Below are 18824 nucleotides of genomic sequence, written 5' to 3' on the forward strand. Positions count from 1 at the left end.
CGGTGACCGTCCCCCCAGGACGGTAGCGCCTCACCTCACCGCGGCGTCAGCAGGCAGAACTCGGTGCCGTCCGGATCGGCCAGCACCAGGTCGTCGGCGGTGTGCCGGCCCGCGCCGGCCCGGCTCGCGCCGAGCGCGAGCAGCCGGTCGACCTCCGCGTCCCGGTCATCGGCCGCGACCAGGTCCAGGTGCAGGCGGTCGCGGCCGTCGCGATCCATCAGCGGCGGGCCGCTCCAGGTGACCTTCGCGCCACCTCGGGGCGACTGGATCGCGGTCTCCTCGTCCTGGTCCCAGACCAGCGGCCAGCCCAGCGCCTCGCTCCAGAAGCAGCCGGCCGCCCGCGTGCCGTCGCAGTTGACCGCGCCGAGCGGGCCGCAGCCGGCGAGGAAGGTGTTGCCCGCGCCGATGACGCAGAACTCGTTGCCCTCGGGGTCGGCGAGCACCACCTGGTCGTCGTCCGGGCCCTGGCCGATGTCGATGTGCCGGCCGCCCAGCGCCAGCGCGCGGCCGACCGTCTCCCGCTGGGCCTGCGGCGACGCGCTGGTCAGGTCGAAGTGGATCCGGTTCTGCGCGGTCTTCGGCGCGTCGCTGGGCAGGAACCGGATGCGGAAGTCGCTGTGGGCGTCGCCGCCCAGCGCCACGCCCTCGCGCGGGTGCTCGACGATCTCCCGGCCCAGCACCACGGACCAGAACCGCGCGAGCCGCAGCGGGTCGCCCGCGTCGAGGCTGACCGCGTAGAGGTGAACCGCCATCCGCCGTCTCCGATCCCCCGCTGCCGACTGGCCGCAGCGTAGGACGGGCCGGCCCGGTCGCGCACCCGGATATCCGGCGGGCTACTTCGCCGGCAGCGTGCGCGCGGAGCGGACACCCCGGTCGACCCAGCGGGCCAGGTCGGCGTCGCGCTCGCAGGCGTCCGACGACACGGTGACCCAGCCGCGCATTTCCCGGCCCCGCATGACAGTCGCCTCGGCGCCGGGCTCGCCCCGCGCACTGTCGGCCTCGGCCGGGTCGACCCGGACCATCAGGCCGCCCGCGCCGCGCACGACCACCGCCATGTTGCCGCGCAGCATCATCGCCAGGCCGCCGAACATGCGTCGCTCGGAGATGTCGGGCTCAGGGCCGAGAAGTTCGCGCACCCGGTTCGCCAGGTCCTCGTCGTAGGCCACGGTCCGATCCTGGCACCCGGGTCCGACAAGCGGGGGTGCCTCAGGCGCCGACGCGCTGCTCGGGGATGGACAGGCCGTAGAGCGCCATCAGCTCCGGGCTGTCGATCCGGCTGCCGTCGGCCACCGAGTCGCAGGCGATGTCGACGATCTGGTCCTTGTGCGCCAGCAGGTACGGCCGGGCCCCGACGTCTGCGCTGGCGAGCGTGGCGATGCCGGACCAGTGCCGGCGGCCGAACAGCATCGGGTAGCCTCGCAACCCGTCGTAGGTGGCGCAGACCAGCACGTCCGGGTACGGCAGGGCGGTCACGCGGCGGACCGCCGTCGCGGTGAGCCCGGGCATGTCCACCGGGACCACGACGACGGCCTCGATGTCGTCGTCGGTGAGCGCGGCGAGCCCGGCCCGGATCGAGGAGCCGACGCCGGTGCCCCACGCGCGGTTGACCACGACCGTGGCGCCGGTCAGGTCGGTGGTCTGCCGCACCTGCTCGGCCGCCGCGCCCAGGACGACCACGACCTGCGCGCAGCCTGCCTCGGCCATCGTGTCGATCATCTGGCTGACCAGCGGCTTCTCTCCCTGGTGCAGCAGCGCTTCGGGTCCCCCGATGCGGCGGCCGCCACCGGCGGCGATGATCATTGCAGCGATCCGGTTCAGCGGTGCCCCCTCGATCAGGGGACGGACCGGGCACAGCCGCCCGGTCCGTCCCGTCGTACGCACACCGGGCCCAACGAGCGCGACCAGGGGTGGGTAGCGGGGCAAAACGGAAATTTGCGTGACTATGCCGCGTCTGCGTAGCAGTCGACAGTGGACAGGTCGAGCGGGAACCGGACCGGAGTGTCGCCGAACAGCAGCCGGGTGGCCCGCGCGCCGGCCGCGGTGACCGCCTCGGCGACCGCCGCCGCCTGCCCGGCCGGACAGTGCACGACCACCTCGTCGTGCTGGAAGAACACCAACTCCGCCTCCGTGCCGGCCAACTCGGTGCGGAGCGTGGCCAGCAGCGTGGAGGCCCACTCGGCGGCGGTGGCCTGGATGACGAAGTTGCGGGTGAAGCGCCCGCGTGAGCGCGCCGCCCGGGCCGACGGGCTGTGCGGGTCGGCCTCGCCGTCGGACAGCGTCTCCTCCCCCTCGGCGAACCCCGCCGACCCCGGCGGGCAGGTGCGGCCCAGCCAGGACCGGACCAGCCCGCCCGCCTCACCGGTGCGCGCCGCCGCCTCGACGTAGCCGAACGCGGTCGGATAGTTCTTCCGCAACACCGCCAGGGCCGGCACCGCTGCCCCGCCGGTCTGCCCGTACATCGCCCCGAGCAGGGCCACCTTGGCCCTGGCCCGGTCACCGGCGAACGCGTCCCGGGCCAGGGCGGCGTACAGGTCACCGGCGCCGCCCGCCGCGGCGAGCCGCTCGTCACCCGAGACCGCCGCCAGCACGCGCGGTTCGAGCTGGCCCGCGTCGGCCACCACGAACGTCCAGCCCGGGTCCGCCACCACTGCCTGCCGGATCACCTTCGGGATCTGCAACGCCCCACCGCCCCGGGTCGCCCACCGGCCGGAGACCACACCGCCTGGTACGTACTCCGGGTGGAACCGGCCGCCGGAGACCCAGGCGTCGCGCCAGGCCCAGCCGTGCGCCGTCCAGATCCGGTACAGCTCCTTGTACTCCAGGACCAGCGGCGCCGCCGGATGCTCCACCCCACGCAGCACCCAGGCCCGCGTGTTCGGCAGCTCCACACCCGCCCGGGCGAACGCCCGCAACAGCTCCGCCGGCGAGTCGGCGTGCACCTGGCGTACGCCGAACGCATCAGCGATCCGCGCCTGCAACTCGGCCAGCCGGCGCGGTGGCCCGCCGACCGGTGACGCCTCACCGAGCAGGTCGGCGAGGATCGCGTCGTGCACGTCGGCGCGCCAGGGCAGACCGGCCGCGCCCATCTCGGCGGCCACCAGCGCGCCCGCCGACTCGGCGGCCACCAGCAGCCGGAACCGGCCGGGGTGGGTGGTCGCGGCGATCCGGGCGAGCTGGTCGGCGTACACCCGGGTCAAGACCGTGATGCCCGGACCGGGCGGGCCCGACGGCGGCTCGAAGAGCGCGGCCTGGGCGTGGCCCGGCGGCTCGGGCGGGCGGGGCGCCGGATCCGGCGGAACCGGCGCGCCGGTCAGCCGGGCCCAGGCGGCGGGCAGCGCTCGGGGCTCGCCCCAGCGGCCCGCGTGCCCGAGCAGCAGGGCCTCGGTCAGCTCGACGTCGTGGCAGCGGTCGAGCCGCACCCCGGCGCGCAGCAGCGCCGGGTAGACGCCCGCCCAGGCGGCCCAGAGCCAGCGGGGGTGCCCGGCGGCCTCGCGGGCGGCCACGGCGGCGGCCAGGTCAGCGACCTCCTCGGCCGGGCCGGACGGGGTGCCGTCGGCGTGCAGCGGTTGCAGCACTCCGCCGCCCCGCTCGTCCGCCACCACCGCCATCAGCACGGACGCATTCTGCCCCCTCCCCCTGACACGCTCCGCATGTAAGGAAGGGCCCCCTCTTAACGCCTGCGGTAGAGGAAGGGCCCCTTGTTAACGCTGCGCGTTAACAAGGGGCCCTTCCTTACATCCGGGGGATTACTTGCCTACGCCGGCGGTGAGGCCGGACTGCACCTGGCGCTGGAACACGATGTACACGATCAGCACCGGCAGCATCGCCATGGTGACACCAGCGAACAGACCGGACCAGTCGGACTTGTACCCCTGATTGACCGACAGCTCGATCAGGCCCTGGGCGATCACCTGGTTCTTCGGCTCGCCGGAGACCGACTGCATGAGCAGCGTCGGCAGGTACCACTGGTTCCACTGGCCGAGCACGTTGAAGATGCCGATGCTGATCAGGCCCGGCTTGGCCATCGGCAGCATCACGCTGAAGAACGTACGGGTGTGCGAGGCCCCGTCGACCTGTGCCGCCTCGGCGATCGAGTCGGGCAGCGTCCGGAAGAACGAGTGCATGAAGAAGATCGTGAACGACAGCGACCAGGCCACGTAGACCAGGATCAGCATGAGGTGCTTGTTCGGGCCGAGCAGCGGAAGGCTCACCCCGGTGTTGTAGACGCCCTTGAACAGCGGCACCGCGGCCAGGTAGATCGGCAGCGTCAGCCCGGACAGGAACATCCAGTAGATCAACCGGTTGCCGCGGAACTCGTAGCGCGCCAGCACGTACGCGGCCATCGAGCCGAGCAGCATCGTCAACGTCACGCTGAACACGAGCACGAGCAGCGTGTTGAGGAAGAAGCTGTCGATCCCGGCGGTCCAGGCGCGGGCGAAGTTGTCCCACTGCAGCGAGTCGGGGATCAGGGACAGCGGTTCGCGGATCACCTCGGAGTCGGTCTTGAGCGCCGACATCACCACCCACAGCAGCGGGTAGACCACCATGATCGCCCAGACCGCGAGGAACAGGTGCGAGAAGCCGTTGAAGATCCGGCCGCCGAAGCCGTTGCCGACGTCCTTCGTACGCCGGTCCACCGGCGGCCGGTCCGGCGGCGCCGTGTCGGACCGGGCCGGACCGGAGGTGTGGGTCACAGTGCTCATCGTCCAGACCTCCTCAGTACTCGATCCGCTCACGGCGGGTGATCCTCAGCTGGAGCGCGGCCAGCAGGATGGTGAAGATGGCCAGCGCGACAGCGATCGCGCAGGCGTAGCCGAACTGGCCCTTCTGGAACGCGTTGAACTGGATCACCGAGGCGAAGATCTCGCTGGCGTGGTTCGGCCCGCCCTGGCTCGGCGTCATGACGAAGACCAGCGCGTACATGTCCAGCGCGATGAAGCCCAGATACACCCAGGCGACCGAGATGCTGTCCCGCAGCAGCGGCAGCGTCACCCGGAAGAACGTGTGGAACCGGCCCGCGCCGTCGAGGATGGCGGCCTCGTAGATGTCCTTCGGGATCGACTGCATCGCGGCGGAGAACAGCACCATGTAGAAGCCGGCGCCGCTCCACACCGCGATGAACAGCAGCCACCAGAGCACCGCCGGCACGCCGAGGAACGGCTCCGGGTCGGCGGTGAAGGCGATCGGGTTGTCCGCGTCGACCAGCCCGATCTTGATGAGCAGGCCGTTGATCAGGCCCTGCCCGTCGGTGCGGTAGATCTGCTGCCACATGACGGCGATGACCACCAGCGACAGCACCTGCGGGAAGAAGAAGATGACCTTGTAGATCCCGGAGCCGAACACCCCGCGGATACCGGCCCTGTCCTCGCGTCCGCCCACGTTGAGCAGGAACGCGAGGAACAGGGCCAGCGCGATCGTGAACAGCGGCACGGTGACCAGGAAGAAGACGTTGTGCCAGAACGCCTTCCGGATCAGCTCGTCGGAGATCAGCCGGACGTAGTTGTCCAGCCCGACGAAGCGCTGGGAATCCGAGTACCCACCCCAGTCGGTCAGCGAGTACCCCGCCGCCTGGGCGAACGGCCACACCACGTAGAACAGGTACAGCGCGACGGGCAGGGCCAGGAAGCCCGTGACGAAACGCGCGACTCCGTGCCGCATTGGACTCACTTCCTCGCGGTGATCAGGCGGTGCGGGTCTGCTTCTTGACCGACGAGTCCTTGGCGACCTTGTCGGCGGCCGCCTGCATCTTGTCGACGAACTGCTGCGCGGTGAGGCGGCCGGCCATCAGCTCCTCGGAGAGGTTCTGGCTCTCCTTGTCCAGGTCGGCGTAGAAGTCCGGGAACTTGACCGAGATCAGGTCCGAGCTGCCGTTCTTCATCAGCGAGTTCGCCGAGGCCAACGCGGTGTCCTGGACGTTGTCGCCGGAGCCCTTGGTGGAGGCCAGCGACTTGGTCAGCTCGGCGAACTTCGCCGAACCGGCCTTGGACAGGATGGCCCGCAGGAACTCCTTCGCGGCCTCCTTGTTCGGTGCCTTGCTCGGCACCACGAATCCCTCGCCGGAGGAGGCGAAGACGTCCTTGGCGGCCTTGTCCCCGCTCTTGCTCCAGTAGTCGGAGATGGTCATCTCGAAGCCCGGCGGGATGGTCGCGGCCATCTCGTTCTTCAGCCAGGTGCCGACCTGGATGAAGGCCGCCTTGCCGTCCAGGAACGCCTGCTGCGACTGGGTGTGGTCGAGCTTGCCCGGCAGGAGCAGCTTGTCCTTGACCAGCTTCTCCCACGGCTCCAGCGCCGCGACGATGCCGTCGGCCTTCCAGGCGCCGTCCTTCAGGTTGTCGATGTCGACGACGGCCTGCTTGCCGACCGCCTTCCAGATGCTGGCGAACAGCGCCCAGCGCGGGTAGTAGCCGTGCACCGCGTCGTGCACGTACGGCGCCATGCCCTTGGCCTTGATCTTCGGCGCGAGCGCGAAGAACTCGTCCCAGGTGGTCGGCGCCGTCCACCCCTCCTTCTTGAACAGAGCGGCGTTGTACCAGTTGCCCCAGACCGTGTACGCCACGTTGACCACGTAGAACTTGCCGTTCTGCGTACCGTCGGCGACGGTGCCCGGCAGCAGGCTGTCGGCCACGGTCCCTTCGCTGTCCCAGGCCGGCGCGGTGAGCAGGTCGTCGAGCGGCTCGATCGCGCCCTCGTTGATCAGCGTGCTGCGGTCCATCATGTCGGCGCCCGAGTTCATCACCAGGTCGCTCGGCTGCGTCGCCATCTTGGGCTGCTCTTCGGTCTTGATCTTCTGGGTGGAAGACATGTTGACCGTGATGTTCGCGTGCTTGGCGTTGAAGATGACCTTGTCTTCCTTGGCCCACTGGTCGCCCAGGCCGCCGTTGAAGACCACCACCTTGACCGCGCTGCCGTCCTTGACGCCGAACGGGTTGTCCTTGCTCTTGGCCGCGCCGCCGCCGTCGGACTTGCTCGGCTCGCTGCCGGCGCACGCGCTCAGCAGACCCGCCGCCGGTACGGCCAGCAGACCGGCCGCGGCGGCCCGCCGCAGCAGCGTCCGACGGCTGACGTCGCCGAACTTCTCGGGAGTAACCGACATCTTGTCTCTCCTTGTGGTGTCGGGTCAGGCGGTCCGCCGGAGACGCCCGGCGTACCGCGACTCGAGGGCGAGGTTGTGCTCGTCCCCACCGGGGACGTTGGCGGAGAGGTAGACAGGGGGCACCTCTCCGGCCTGGTGGAACCGTCGTACGACCTCGGCGGTCAGCAGCTGCGCCAGCAGCGCCGCGGTGACCGAGGAGACCGCACAGACCGCGCCGCCGCCCTCGAGCGGCAGCAGTGCGTCGCCGTACGGCGCGCCGTTGTCCAGCACGACATCGGCGAGGTCGGCGAGCCGGTGCCCGGACGGGTGCCGAGGGGCGACCCGCGCGGTGTGCTCGACCGAGGTGACAGCGATCAGCTGATGGCCGCCGCGCTTGACGAGCGTCGCCAGCTCGACCACCGAGCCGTTGATGCCGGACTGCGAGGCGACCACGAACACGTCCTCCGGCTGCGGCGCCGCCAGCGCGTAGAGCTGGTGCGCCACGGCCGGGTCGCGTTCCAGTTTCGGGTCGGCGAGCACGTCGCGGGGCGCGTCGCCGTGCAGCACGAGGTCGTGCAGGGAGAGCCGGTTGGCGGGGACCAGGCCACCGGCCCGGGCGACCAGTTCGGCGGCGAACGCCTCGGAGTGACCCGCGCCGAACGCCTGGAGGACGCCACCGGCGCGCAGGCCGGAGGCGATCAGGTCGGCGGCCCGGTCCACCGCTAACGCCTGGGTGTCGACCAGCCGGTCGAGTACCGGGCGGACCGCGTCGGCGTACCGCTGGGCACTGATCATGAGAGGGACCCCTTCGCGGCCTTGTGCCCGTCGACGGCCTGGGCGGTACGCCGGAAGGCCGCGTGGGCGCGGTCGTGGGTACGCTGCGCCACCGCGATGTAGAGCAGGTCGAGCACGACGAGTTGGGGATGCCGGGCGGAGAGCGCGTCGGGCCGGAACGTGGTCGCCTGACTGGCGGTGACCAGCACGATGTCGGCCAGCTCGGCGAGCGGCGAGCGGGGGAAGCCGGTGAGCGCGACGGTGGTGGCGCCGCGGCTGCCGGCCTCGGCGAGCAGCTCGATCGTCTCCCGGGTCTGCCCGGTGTGCGAGATGCCGAGCGCGACGTCCCCGGCGCCCAGCAGCGCGGCGCTGGCCAGCCCTTCGTGCACGTCGCTCCAGGCCCATGCCGCCACCCCGATGCGGTGCAGGCTGAACTGCATCTCCTCGCCGACGAGCGCGCTGCCGCTGGCGCCGAAGATGTTCACCCGGCTGGCCCCGGCGATGGCGACCGCGGCCCGTTCCACCTCGGCCAGGTCGAGCAGCGCGGCGGTGTCGTGCATGGCCCGCGTGTCGGCGGCCATGATCTGGTCGAGCACCCGGGACAGCGGGTCGCCGGGCTGGATCTCGCGTCCGATGTCGACGGTCCAGCCGGCGGAGCGGGCCCGCCCGGTCTCGGCGGCGATGCCGAGGCGCAGGTCCGCGTACCCCTCGAAGCCCATCGCCCGGCAGAACCGGGTGATGGTCGCCGGTGACGTGCCGCTGCGCTCGGCCAGTTCGACGATGGTGGCCCGGGCCGCCGCCTCCGGGTCGCTGAGCACGTGCTCGGCGACCCGGCGCAACGCGCCGGTCAGCTCTCCCGCGCCGGCCCGGACCCGGGCCAGCACCCCGTCGGCGCCCAGCCGGTCGGCCGGACCGGCATCGACCACCGCGGTCGCCGCGGAAGTCTCCACCTCGTGCTCGGCCATCGGCGGGCGCCTTTCGGAAAAGAGTGTTAACTGTTAGTGGTAAAAGTTCTTACTGAAGGCCCCTCCGTGTCAAGGCTGTGGGCGAAGTTTTCAAACTGTTACCTGGCGCACGGCCGCGATCTTGCATCCGGCGACGCGGCCGACCAGCATGAGGACCATGTCGGACACCGTCGTGGTCGGCCTCGACGTCGGGGGTACGTCCACCCGCGCGGCAGCGCTCAGCCTCGACGGCGCCCGCCTGGGCGCCGGCCGGGCCGGTGGCGGCAACCCGACCAGTCACGGCGCCGAGCGGGCCGCCGCCGAGCTGCTCGCCGCCCTGCGCGCGGCGCTCGCCGACATCGACCCGATCCGGGTACGCGCCGGCGTCATCGGCCTCGCCGGAGCCGGCCGCCTCCTGGCCGACCCGAACGGCCGCGACGCGTTCGACAGGGCCTGGGCCGAGGCGGGACTGCGCTGCCCGTACGCGGTGCACGGCGACGCCCTGGTCGCCTACGCCTCCGGCACCGCCGCCCCGGACGGCACGGTGCTCATCGCCGGCACCGGCGCGATCGCCGCCCAGGTACGCGACCTGCGGCTGGACCGCACCGCCGACGGCCACGGCTGGCTGCTCGGCGACGCCGGCTCGGGATTCTGGCTCGGCCGCGAGGCGGTCCGGCGGCTGCTGGCCGATCTGGACCGCGCGGAAGCACCCGGTGACCTGGGCCGACGGGTGCTCACCGAACTGACCGGCGTGACCGAGGTGGACGACCGCCCGCGCGCGACAGTCGACGCCGTGGTGCAGGCGGTGACCCGCCGGCCCCCTGTGGAGCTGGCCCGGCTCGCGCCGCTCGTGGTGTCGTCGGCCCGCGACGGGGAGCCGACGGCTGTCGAGCTGATCGCCGAGGCCGCCGCGGCGCTGGCGGAGAGCGTGTCCCGGATCCGCCCGCCCGGCGCGACCGATCCGGTGGTGCTCGGCGGCGGCCTGCTCACCGGCGACACCCCGCTGGCCGGCGCGGTACGCGCGGAACTGGCCGACCGGTGGCCGGACGCGCCGCTTTCCGATGCCGGGGACGGGGCCGCCGCCGCGGCCTGGCTCGCCGCCCGGGACCTGCCCGAGGTGACCGACGCGGCGGCGCTGCACGCCCGCCTCGTGCCTCCACCCGCCTGACCCGCCCCACCGCTCTGGCCGCCCGCCGCGCTGCGCTGTGCGACGGCGCTCGGCCGTGGGGTGGAACGCCATGGGTGTCATAACGCCGATTTGGCACCCATGGCGTTCCACTCGCCGCTTCCGGCGGTTCTCGACGTGGGCCGGGTACTCCGGCCGATCATTATCGGTCTTGCGAGTTCGGCTGATTCGGGTGCCAGCCCTGCGGAGCGGGCTGAGCCGGATGACCCTGCGGCGCGGCACCGTACGGTGCGGGCTGACCCAGGGCGGGCTGGCCCTGGGCGGGCGGGAACGCCTGGCCGGACTGACCGTGCCCCGCCCCCGGGTACATGCCCGGCTGCTGCTGCCCGCCCGGGTACTGCGGCGCGCGCGCGAACTGCTGCTGGCCGCCGGGGTGCTGCTGCTGGCCGCCTGCGAACTGCTGCGCACCCGCCTGCTCGCGTGCCTCCTTGCGTGCCTTCACCGCGCGCACGATCAGCAGGATCGGCAGGACGAAGACGTAGAAGAAGATCCGGTAGCTGTCACCGTCGAAGAGGAAAAGCAGGTAGAAGCCGTACCCGAAGAAGGCCAGGCCGACGACCACGTTGAGGATCCGGGAGCCCTTGCCCTGTTCCTTGACGGCTATGCCTACCGCGATCATCGCGATGCCGCCGAGCAACAGCAACAGCGTGTAGATGAGGAAGAACATGATATTCCTGTCGATAGATGAGCGTGCCGGCTCACCCTAGGTCACTTCGATCTTCCCCACTGCCCCGTTGCCTGTGGCAACCACCTCACTTGAGCTGCCCGGCGGTGAGTCCGGACTGGACCTGGCGCTGGAACGCCACGTACACCACGAGGACCGGCAGCACCGCGATGGTCAGCCCGGCGAACAACTGGGCGTAGTCACCGGCGTAGCCCTGGCTGACCGCCAGCGAACTCAGGCCCTGGGCGAGCATCCGGTCCTGCCCGTCACCCGGGATCAGCACCTGGGGCAGCAGGAACTGGTTCCAGTGGCTCAGGAAGTTGAAGATCCCGACACTGATCAGTCCCGGTCTCGCCATCGGCAGCATCACCCGGAAGAAGAGCCGGAAGTGCCCGCACCCGTCGATCATCGCGGCCTCCGCCACCGACGTCGGCAGCGTCCGGAAGAAGGCGGTCAGGAAGAACACCGTGAACGGCAGCGAGTACGCGGTGTAGACCAGGATCAGCCCCGGCCAGGTGCCGAGCAGGCCGACGCTGCGGACCACGAAGAACAGCGGTACCAGGGCCAGGAACACCGGGAACATCATGCCGCCGACGAACAGGTAGTAGACCACCTGCCGGCCCCGGAACTCGTAGCGCGCGAAGACGTACGCGGCGGTGGCGCCGAGCAGCATGGTCAGGCTCAGCGAGCCGGACACCACCACCAGGCTGTTGAAGAAGAACCGGCCAATGTGCGCCGTGCTCCAGGCCCGCGCCCAGTTGTCGAAGCGCAGCGCCTCGGGCAGCCCCCACGGCTCGGCGATGATCTCGCCGTTGCTCTTCAGCGAGCTGAGCAGCATCCAGGCCAGGGGCAGCACCGTCATGGCCGCCCAGAGCATGAGGAAGCCGTGCGAGAAGACGTTCGCCACGCCCAGCTCACGCCGGGGCGGACGGTCGGCCGGGGTGGCCGCGCGGGTCGCCTCGGCGGCCGGGGCGCCGGTGTCCACGGTGGTCACGAGTACTCGATCCGATCACGCCGGGCGGTGCGCAGCGCCAGCACCGCCACCGAGAGGGTCAGGAAGAACATCGCCACACCGATCGCCGAGGCGTACCCGAACTTGTTCTCGCTGCCGAACGACGTGTCGTACATCCGCAGCCCGATCACGTCGGAGGAGAAGTTCGGCCCGCCGTTGGTCATGAGCTGGACCAGGATGAAACCGTCGAGCGCCGCGATGGCCAGGTAGATCCACGCGACCTGGATGGTGTCCCACAGCAGCGGGATGGTGATCTTCCGCAGCATCGTCGTCCGGGACGCGCCGTCGAGCAGCACCGCCTCGTAGATGTCGCGCGGGATGGCCTGCATGGCGGCGCCGAAGAGCACCACGTAGAAGCCGACGTTGCTCCACACCATCACCGCCAGCACGCACCAGAACGCGAAACGCGGGTCGCCGAGCCAGGCCGGGGTGGCCAGCCCGACGGCGCGCAGGGCACCGTTGAGCAGGCCACTCGTCGGACTGTAGATCTCCTTCCAGAGCAGCGCGATGATCACCACCGAGAGCACCTGGGGGAAGAAGTAGACGAGCCGGTAGACCGAGGTGCCACGCACCCCGGTCACCCCGGCCCGGCCCTTGCGTCCGCCCATGGTGAGCATGCTGGCGAAGAACAGTCCCAGCGCGATGGTCACCACCGGCACCACGGCGAGCAGGATCGCGTTGTTCTTCAACGCGTTCCACACGTACCCGTCGTTCAGCAGCGTGCGGAAGTTCGCCAGGCCGACCGGGTCGGCCTGCGCGGAGTAGCCCATCCAGTCGGTGGTGGAGATCTGAAACGCCTGGAGGTACGGCGAGAGCACGAAGATGCCGTACAACGCCAGCGGGGGCAGCAGAAACGTGAGGATCAGGGGGAGGCGACCCTGTCGCATCACGCGGACCGCTTGTACTTCTTGACCGAGCTGTCCTGCGCGATCGAGTCGGCGCCCTTCTGGCACTGGTCGAGGAACTCGGCCGGGCCGATCCGGCCGCTGAAGAACTCGCCGCAGGCCGCGTCGACCAGGTTGCGCTCCAGCTTGCGGTAGTAGTTGTTGTAGACCCAGTTGAAGCCGTTGGACCCGGACGCGTCGAGCGCCTTGACCACGGTGCCGAGCCCGTGCGGCAGGTCGATGCCCTCGGTGGCGCCGGCGACCACGGGCAGGCTGGCGACCTTCCTGGTGAAGTCCTGCGCGCCCTTGCGGGACAGCATGGTCCGGAAGTACTCCAGGCCACCGGCGATGTTCTTCGCCTTCGCCGGCACCATGAACGGCTCGCCCGCGGTGCCCCGGATCGCCTCGTACGGCAGCTTGTCGCCGCTGCCGAGGCTCGGCGTGGGCGCGACTGTCATGTTGAAGCCGGACGGGGTGACGTCCTTCTGCTCGCTCTCCAGCCAGGAGCCGCAGGAGATGAACGCGGCCTTGCCCTGGCACCAGGCGGTCTGCGACTGCTTGTGGTCCAGGCCCGGCGAACCGGCGAGGATGAACTTGTCCTTGACGATCTGGTGCCAGGCGTCGGCGGCGGTCTTCATCGCGTCCGACTTCCAGGCGCCGGGCTCCAGGTTGTCGATGGCCAGCGCGACCGACGGACCGCCGAACTTGATCGCGGTGGAGATCAGCGGCCAGCTCATGTAACGGGGGTGCACACCGGCGTACGTCCAGGGGGCGATGCCGGCGGCCTTGATCCGGCGGCAGAGCGCGATGTGGTCGTCCCAGGTCTTGGCGTCCTCCCAGCCGCGGTCGGCGAAGAGCTTCGTGGAGTGCCAGATGCCGTACACCGTGTAGGTGTAGTTCAGCACCAGGAACCGGCCGTCGTAGGAGCCGACCTCGACGGTGCCGGGCAGCAGCGTGTCCTTGACCGTCTTGCCGGGCGTGTCGAGGCTGGGGGCGGCGAGCAGCTCGCCCAGGTCGGCGATGGCGTTCTGTGAGACCAGGCCGTTGAAGTCGATCTGGCCGGCGCCGGAGTTGTTCACCACGTCGGGCGGGCTGCCGTCGACGAAGCGGGGCTGGAGCGTCTTGCTGATCTCCGCGGTGGCCGAGTGCTTGATCTCCGCCTTCGGGTACCGCTCCTTGTACATGGCCTCGTGGGCCTTTGCGTAGTCCTCGCCGAAGCCGCCGTTGAAGATCACCACCTCCAGCGGGGCGTCCTCGGCGACGCCGAGCGGGTTCTGCTCGCTCTTCGTGCCCTTGTACGCGCCGCCGTCGCCCTCGTCGTCGCCGCCGGACGTGGCGCAGCCGGCGAGCAGGCCGGCGGCGGGGGTGGCCAGCAGGCCGGCGGCGGCGCTGCGCCGAAGGATCTCACGCCTGTTCATCGCATCTCCTCGGTTCGGGTACGCCTGGTGAGCAAACCGTTGCTTGTCTTCACGGAAGGCATTTCCACTGAAGAATTTCTACGACAGTGCGACGGGGACCACAAGACCCCTCGACCGATCCGTTATCCGTACCGGTCGCGGCGCGCTCGCCTAGCCTGACCTCATGCGCCGCCTGCGGCAGCTCGCGCAACGCACGCCGCCGGGGCGGGAGCGCTACATCGACCTGCTCCGGGCGGTGGCCATCGCCATGGTCGTGCTCGGCCACTGGGGCGTGACCGCGATCGGGTACGACGACGGCCGCCCCGCCGGTCACTCCGCGCTGGCCGACCTGCGCTGGGCCTGGCCGCTGACCTGGGTGGCCCAGGTGATGCCGGTGTTCTTCCTGGTCGGCGGCTACGCGAACGCCGCCTCGCTCGCCTCACGCCGCCGCCGGGGCGGCTCGGCGACGGGCTGGCTGGTCGACCGCAGCGCCCGGCTGGTCCGGCCGACCACCGTACTGCTGCTGGTCCTGGCCGTCGGCGCGGGGATCGCCACGTTGCGCGGCGCCGACGCGACGCAGGTGCGCGCCGTGGTCTGGTTCGCCACCATCCCGCTGTGGTTCCTGGTCGCCTACGTCGCGGTGGTCGCGCTGACCCCGCCGATGTACGCGCTGCACCGCCGGTTCGGGCTCGCCGTGCCGGTGGTGCTCGTCGGGCTCGTCGCGCTCGGCGACCTCGGCCGGCTCCTCGGCCCGGCCGTGCTCGCCGACGGCAACTACCTGTTCGGCTGGCTGGCCGTGCACCAGCTCGGCTTCGCCTGGTACGACGCGGCCCGGGCGGACACCCGCCGCACCGGCGACGCGACCTCGGGCGACGACAGGGTCGATGCCGGTGGCACCGGCCTGCTCCGCCGAGGGCTGCCGCTGTCCCGCCGGGCGGGCGCGCTCCTGCTCGGCGGTGGGCTGGTCGCGCTGGTGCTGCTCACGACGGCCGGGCCGTACCCGGTGGCGATGCTGCACGTCCCCGGCGAGCGGCTGGACAACGCGGCGCCGCCGAGCCTGGCGCTGATGGCCGCTGCCGCCGCCCAGCTCGGCCTGGTCCTGCTGCTGCGGCGCCCGGCCGGGCGCTGGCTGCGCCGGTCCGGCCCGTGGCAGGCGGTGCTCGCGGTCAACGCGGTGGTGCTCACCCTGTTCCTCTGGCACCTGACCGCCGCGGTGCTGCTGGTCGGCCTGCTGGACGCGCTCGGCGTGCTGCCCACTCCCCCGGTCGGCTCGGCGGCCTGGTGGACGTGGCGCGTACCGTGGCTGCTCGCGCTGGCCGCGGTGCTGGCCGTGCTGGTCGCCGTCTTCGGCCCGGTCGAGGCCCGGACCCGCCGCCCAACCGCGACCGGTCCGGCCGGGGCCGGGAGGCGGCGGCTGCGCGCCGGACTGGCCCTCGCCGGGTACGCGGGCGTGCTGGTCGGCCTGCTGCTGAACAGCCTCGCGCCCAAGACGGCGCCGGAGCCGCTGGGCCTGCCCGCCCCGGCGCTCGTGGCGTACCTGGCCGGGGCGGGTCTGCTGTGGCTGCTCAGGTCCGGGCGGGAGGACCGGCCGGACTGACGTTCACCCGCCGATCGCGCTGTGAACGGCCTCGACCAGGATCGCCAGACCCTCACGGGCCTCGTCCTCGGTGAGCGTCAGCGGCGGGCCCATCCGGATCACGTTGCCGTACAGGCCGCCCTTGCCCACCAGGAGGCCGCCGGCCCGGCACGCCTCGAAGACGCGGGTGGTCAGCGCCGCGTCCGACTCGACGGTGCCCGGGTGGACGAACTCGACGGCGAGCATCAGGCCCTTGCCGCGCACCTCGGCGACCTGGTCCAGCCCGGCGGTCGCCGCGCGCAGGCCGTCGCCGAGGATCGCGCCGACCCGGGCGGCGTTGGCCTGGAGGTCGTGGTCGAGGAGGTAGTCGAGCACCGCGTTGCCGGCGGCGGTGGAGACCGGGTTGCCGCCGAACGTGGAGAAGCTGATCGCCGGCACCGACTCCAGCACCTCGGCCCGGCCGACCACCCCGGCCAGCGCGAAGCCGTTGCCGATGCCCTTGGCGAAGGTGAGCAGGTCCGGCGTCACGCCGTGCGCCTGGTAGCCCCAGAAATGCTCGCCGGTGCGACCCCACCCGGTCTGCACCTCGTCGCTGATCAGCAGGATGCCGTGCTCGTCCAGCACCTTCTTCCAGGCGGCGAAGAGGCCGTCCGGGCCGTGCACGAAGCCGCCGACGCCCTGGACCGGCTCGGCTATCAGGCAGGCCACGTCGCCGGCGGTCTGGGTGGCGAGCACCTCGCGCAGGTCCTCGACCGCCGCGTCGACCCGGTCCGCGGCATCCAGCCGGGCCAGCAGCCCGCGCAGCCGCTCGCCGGAGTGCAGCCAGGCCACCTGCAACGGGTTCAGCGCGCTGGCCGACCAGCCGCGGTTGCCGGTGACGCCCATCGTCGCGTACGACCGGCCGTGGTAGCTGTTGCGCACCGCGAGGATCTGGTGCGAGCGCCGGTGGTTCGTGGCGACCAGCAGCGCGGCCTCGTTCGCCTCGGTGCCGGAGTTGGTGAAGAAGACGCGGGCGTCCGGGATGCCGGAGAGCCGGGCGATCTTCTCGGCCAGCTCGACCTGCTGGCGGATCAGGTAGAGCGTGGAGGTGTGCACGAGGCCGGTACGCAGTTGCCGCTCGACCGCCTCCCGGATCTCCGGGATGTCGTGACCGACCATCGTGGTCAGCACGCCGCCGAAGAAGTCCAGGTAGGTCCGGCCGGCCGCGTCGGTGACCCGGCGACCGGAACCGGCGACGAGTTCCAGCGGTTCGGCGTAGTAGAGCGGCATCCAGGACGGGAGCACTGCCCGGTGCCGGGCCAGCAGGTCGTCGGAGGTCATCGGCGCACCCTTCAGCGGAGGTGGATCCCCGCACGCTCCCACCCCGACCAGGGCCGGGACAACCGGCACTGTGCGAGTCGGCCCGGCGGTAGCATCCGGCGGGTGCGGACGGATCAGGTGACGTTGCCGGGCGGCGTGGCGGGGACGACGCGGGCGCACCTCCTGGCCGGGATCCGGTCCTGGGTGGAGTCCACGCCGGTGCGGGGCCTGGTGGCGCGCTTCGGCGGTGACTGGCCCGACGGCGAACTGGCGGCGGTGCTGGCCGGCCTGGACGCGTTCTCCGCCCGCCGCTGGGACTTCCGGCAGGGACGGGAACGCCCGGACGCCCGGGAGCCGGCGTTCGACCCGGCCACCGCCGAGGTGGTGTTGAGCGCCGCCGCCGCGCTCGGCCTGGTCCGCGCCGTCGCGCCGGCCCGATCCGGGTACGCGCACCTGCTGGTGCTCGGCGGGCTGGCGCACGCGTGCCTGCGGCGCACCGCGTACGCGGCGATGCTGGCCGGCGCCGCGGCCGAGGTGACCGGCGAGGTGGCGGTGCTGGGCAGCTTCCGTCCGCTGTCTGCGGCCGAGTCCCGCACGCTCGACGCAGCCGGGCTGCCCGGCTGCGCCACCGAGGTCGACGTCCTCGACGCCGGGGTGCGGCTGGCGTTCGGGGTGGCCGAGCCGGACGAGGAGCGCGGCGAGCCGGCGGGTCATCCGCACCGGGCCTGGTCCTCGCGCACCTACCGGGCGGCCGGGCTGCCCCCGGTACGGGTGCTCGCCGCGCCGTCGAGCGAGCCGGACCGCCGTCGCGCGCACACCGCCGACACGCAGCGGTTCTGGGCCGAGCACGTGCGGCTGCGCGAGGGCGACGACGTGCTGATGGTGACCGCCCCGATCTACGTGCCGTTCCAGCACTGCGACGCGCTGCGGACGCTCGCCGTGCCGTACGGGTGCGGCATCGAGACGGTCGGGGTGGACCCGGCCGCGCGCGCCGCGGTCGACGTACCGGAGCCGACCCTGACGCCGGGCCGCTACCTGCAGGAGATCCGGTCGGCGCTGCGGTCGATGCGCGCGCTGCACGCGACGCTGACGGCGGGCTGACCGGCGTGCGGGGCCGGTGCCCGGCGTTGCGCCGCGCACCGGCCCGCGTGCCGGGTGGTCAGTTGACGTAGACCGCCGGGCTGCCGGTCTTGCTGGTGTCCCTCACCGGCGAGTACGAGGCGGTGAAGTACGCGGTGCCGAAGCAGAGCGACGGGCCGGAGAACTTGGTCAGGGCCTGGTTGGTGAAGGTGATCGAGTTGGTGGCGTTGGACGCCGTACCGGTCAGCGTGTTCGTGCTCGTCCGGTAGACGCAGGTGATCGTTCCGAGCAGCGAGTTGAGCACGACGGTGCTCTGGATCGGCGCCGCCGTCGTCCCAGAGATCTTGACGACGCCAGCGCTGGTCACCGAGGTGGTGTAGGGCAGGTTGTTGACAGTCACGCTCTGCACGCCGGTGGTGCCGAAGACGTTCGTCGTGCAGCTGGAGAACGACTGCGCGGTCAGGCTCTCGGTCGCGGTGCCGGGAGCGGTCGGGTTGGTCAGCACCTTGGCGCTGAAGCTGGACGCGGCGCACTTGATGCCGGTGGTGCCGCTGGTCGAGGAGTAGAACGTGGCGTTCGTACCGCTGCGCAGGCTGGCCTGGATGACGTCGCCCACCGACACGGCGGTGCCGGCGACGGTCGGGTAGGTCAGCACGGCGCTGGCCAGCGAGGTGGTGGGTGCGGCGGTGGCGGGGGCGGCGCCGACCAGACCGGTCAGCAGCGCCAGGGCGGCGAGGCCCGCGCCGATGCGTCCGTACCTGGGCATGGTTGTTCCTTCCGGCAGTGGGACAGGAAACGGTGCCGGCGGCGTCCGGAGTGGACGGAGCCGGTGGGCGCGGCGGCCGGGATCGGACCGCCGACAGTGGTGGTGCGCCGTTGCGGCCTCAGCGGGCCGGGCGGCGTGGCGCAGTGCGGCGACGCCGCGTCACCTCGGTC

18 protein-coding genes are annotated in these 18824 nt (G+C 71.8%); 3 read left to right on the plus strand and 15 right to left on the minus strand.

From position 1 onward, the window contains the following. Positions 1 to 35: 35 nt before the first annotated feature. The 9 genes from FHU28_RS24095 to FHU28_RS24135 all read right to left on the minus strand — a co-directional run bounded on the left by FHU28_RS24095 (position 36) and on the right by FHU28_RS24135 (position 8811). A complete protein-coding gene (locus FHU28_RS24095; RefSeq protein ID WP_184686706.1) occupies positions 36 to 752 on the minus strand; it encodes a VOC family protein in 717 nt (238 codons plus the stop codon). A gap of 81 nt (positions 753 to 833) precedes the next feature. Beyond that, positions 834 to 1166 carry a TfoX/Sxy family protein gene (locus FHU28_RS24100; protein WP_184686707.1) on the minus strand — a complete coding sequence of 111 codons (333 nt, stop codon included), beginning with the start codon at positions 1164 to 1166 and terminating at the stop codon, positions 834 to 836. A gap of 40 nt (positions 1167 to 1206) precedes the next feature. Continuing rightward, positions 1207 to 1800 (minus strand): nucleotidyltransferase family protein, encoded by a 594-nt coding sequence (locus FHU28_RS24105; RefSeq protein ID WP_116507115.1) that lies wholly within the window; start codon positions 1798 to 1800, stop codon positions 1207 to 1209. A 140-nt stretch (positions 1801 to 1940) separates the two neighbouring features. Next, positions 1941 to 3608: a bifunctional 3'-5' exonuclease/DNA polymerase gene (locus FHU28_RS24110; protein WP_221454407.1), complete on the minus strand. Its 1668-nt coding sequence runs from the start codon at positions 3606 to 3608 to the stop codon at positions 1941 to 1943. 138 nt (positions 3609 to 3746) lie between these two features. After that, positions 3747 to 4703, minus strand: coding sequence for a carbohydrate ABC transporter permease (locus tag FHU28_RS24115; RefSeq protein WP_184686708.1), 957 nt, complete (start codon positions 4701 to 4703; stop codon positions 3747 to 3749). 13 nt (positions 4704 to 4716) lie between these two features. Then, on the minus strand, positions 4717 to 5658 hold the full coding sequence (locus FHU28_RS24120) for a carbohydrate ABC transporter permease (protein WP_073831311.1): 942 nt from the start codon (positions 5656 to 5658) through the stop codon (positions 4717 to 4719). Positions 5659 to 5680: 22 nt separating this feature from the next. After that, on the minus strand, positions 5681 to 7093 hold the full coding sequence (gene ngcE / locus FHU28_RS24125; RefSeq protein WP_184686709.1) for an N-acetylglucosamine/diacetylchitobiose ABC transporter substrate-binding protein: 1413 nt from the start codon (positions 7091 to 7093) through the stop codon (positions 5681 to 5683). A gap of 24 nt (positions 7094 to 7117) precedes the next feature. Continuing rightward, complete coding sequence (locus FHU28_RS24130) at positions 7118 to 7867, minus strand: sugar isomerase domain-containing protein (RefSeq protein ID WP_184686710.1); 750 nt, start codon at positions 7865 to 7867, stop codon at positions 7118 to 7120. Continuing rightward, on the minus strand, positions 7864 to 8811 hold the full coding sequence (locus FHU28_RS24135; RefSeq protein WP_116507118.1) for a MurR/RpiR family transcriptional regulator: 948 nt from the start codon (positions 8809 to 8811) through the stop codon (positions 7864 to 7866). Before FHU28_RS24135 ends, FHU28_RS24130 begins: the two co-directional genes overlap by 4 nt. A gap of 157 nt (positions 8812 to 8968) precedes the next feature. Between FHU28_RS24135 and FHU28_RS24140 the strand changes: the two genes are divergently transcribed. Next, a complete protein-coding gene (locus FHU28_RS24140) occupies positions 8969 to 9958 on the plus strand; it encodes an N-acetylglucosamine kinase (RefSeq protein WP_184686711.1) in 990 nt (329 codons plus the stop codon). Positions 9959 to 10118: 160 nt separating this feature from the next. On the opposite strand, the gene FHU28_RS24145 is transcribed toward FHU28_RS24140, so the two are convergent. The 4 genes from FHU28_RS24145 to ngcE (FHU28_RS24160) all read right to left on the minus strand — a co-directional run bounded on the left by FHU28_RS24145 (position 10119) and on the right by ngcE (FHU28_RS24160) (position 13954). Then, positions 10119 to 10643: a hypothetical protein gene (locus FHU28_RS24145; RefSeq protein WP_260413089.1), complete on the minus strand. Its 525-nt coding sequence runs from the start codon at positions 10641 to 10643 to the stop codon at positions 10119 to 10121. A gap of 85 nt (positions 10644 to 10728) precedes the next feature. Next, positions 10729 to 11634, minus strand: coding sequence for a carbohydrate ABC transporter permease (locus FHU28_RS24150; RefSeq protein ID WP_184686712.1), 906 nt, complete (start codon positions 11632 to 11634; stop codon positions 10729 to 10731). Next, complete coding sequence (locus FHU28_RS24155) at positions 11631 to 12539, minus strand: carbohydrate ABC transporter permease (protein WP_116507122.1); 909 nt, start codon at positions 12537 to 12539, stop codon at positions 11631 to 11633. Before FHU28_RS24155 ends, FHU28_RS24150 begins: the two co-directional genes overlap by 4 nt. Continuing rightward, positions 12539 to 13954, minus strand: a complete 1416-nt coding sequence (gene ngcE / locus FHU28_RS24160) for an N-acetylglucosamine/diacetylchitobiose ABC transporter substrate-binding protein (protein ID WP_184686713.1) — start codon at positions 13952 to 13954, stop codon at positions 12539 to 12541. Before ngcE (FHU28_RS24160) ends, FHU28_RS24155 begins: the two co-directional genes overlap by 1 nt. Before the next feature lie 163 nt (positions 13955 to 14117). Between ngcE (FHU28_RS24160) and FHU28_RS24165 the strand changes: the two genes are divergently transcribed. Beyond that, positions 14118 to 15530: an acyltransferase family protein gene (locus tag FHU28_RS24165; protein ID WP_184686714.1), complete on the plus strand. Its 1413-nt coding sequence runs from the start codon at positions 14118 to 14120 to the stop codon at positions 15528 to 15530. A gap of 3 nt (positions 15531 to 15533) precedes the next feature. Here FHU28_RS24165 and FHU28_RS24170 read toward each other — a convergent pair whose 3' ends face one another. Continuing rightward, on the minus strand, positions 15534 to 16829 hold the full coding sequence (locus FHU28_RS24170; RefSeq protein WP_184686715.1) for an aspartate aminotransferase family protein: 1296 nt from the start codon (positions 16827 to 16829) through the stop codon (positions 15534 to 15536). Positions 16830 to 16946: 117 nt separating this feature from the next. On the opposite strand from FHU28_RS24170, the gene FHU28_RS24175 reads away from it, so the two are divergent. Next, positions 16947 to 17909 carry a hypothetical protein gene (locus FHU28_RS24175; protein WP_184689858.1) on the plus strand — a complete coding sequence of 321 codons (963 nt, stop codon included), beginning with the start codon at positions 16947 to 16949 and terminating at the stop codon, positions 17907 to 17909. A gap of 58 nt (positions 17910 to 17967) precedes the next feature. On the opposite strand, the gene FHU28_RS24180 is transcribed toward FHU28_RS24175, so the two are convergent. After that, positions 17968 to 18654, minus strand: a complete 687-nt coding sequence (locus FHU28_RS24180; protein ID WP_184686716.1) for a Tat pathway signal sequence domain protein — start codon at positions 18652 to 18654, stop codon at positions 17968 to 17970. Positions 18655 to 18824: the final 170 nt, after the last annotated feature.

It is taken from the genome of Micromonospora echinospora (assembly GCF_014203425.1).
GTDB lineage: Bacteria > Actinomycetota > Actinomycetes > Mycobacteriales > Micromonosporaceae > Micromonospora > Micromonospora echinospora_A.